Source organism: Vibrio sp. YT-19(2023), from assembly GCF_033337395.1.
Genome location: NZ_JAWOQN010000725.1, coordinates 1 through 611, shown reverse-complemented (window position 1 = coordinate 611; position 611 = coordinate 1). Strand labels below are relative to the sequence as shown.

Sequence of the window (611 nt, the reverse complement as noted above, 5' to 3'; positions counted from 1 at the left end):
AGCGGGTATTGATTCTGTTGCTCAACTTGAAGAAGAAGGCGCACTAAGTGCTTATAAAGCGATCAGAGACACGCACTCCACCACAGTTAGCCTTGAGCTACTTTGGGCCTTAGAAGGTGCTATTAACGGCACACACTGGAGTGTGGTTCCCCAGTCTCGTCGCGAAGAATTAATGAATGGCCTTTCGTAACAGAAGTCTAATCTATCGACTAAAGCCGCAGTGTGAACTGCGGTTTTTTTATGAAATTTTTTTAGCTCCCCTCGTGTCTACTCCTTTGTAAATCCCAAAACACCCGTATCTTCAGCGCCACGACTTAGTTTCGATAACGAGATTGTTAAAACAATATTCAGTATGAATACTTTAAGCGGTAGCCTAGATATAGAAACGGAGCACACATGAATAAAAAACTTATCTTTGGACTGATACTTGTTGCCACCATTCTTTTGTTAGGCGCTAATTTTGGTCAATATCTAACGCTTGAAAACGCAAAAGCGCAGCAAGAAGCGCTCAATTCATTCATCGAAGCCAACATCGTCTATGCCGCCACAGTGTATTTTTTAGCGTATGTTGCGATTACCGCATTTTCTATTCCCGGAGCAGCAGTGGTTAC

At 42.9% G+C, this 611-nt stretch carries 1 protein-coding gene and 1 pseudogene; both read left to right on the top strand.

Going from position 1 to position 611, the window contains the following annotated elements; all coding sequences use genetic code 11:
- Nucleotides 1–190: TfoX/Sxy family protein (locus tag R7E78_RS28125; protein WP_318058885.1), on the top strand; the 190-nt coding region annotated here is incomplete at its 5' end.
- Between the two features lie 206 nt (nucleotides 191–396).
- A pseudogene (locus R7E78_RS28120) lies at nucleotides 397–611 on the top strand (TVP38/TMEM64 family protein); the annotation flags it as partial.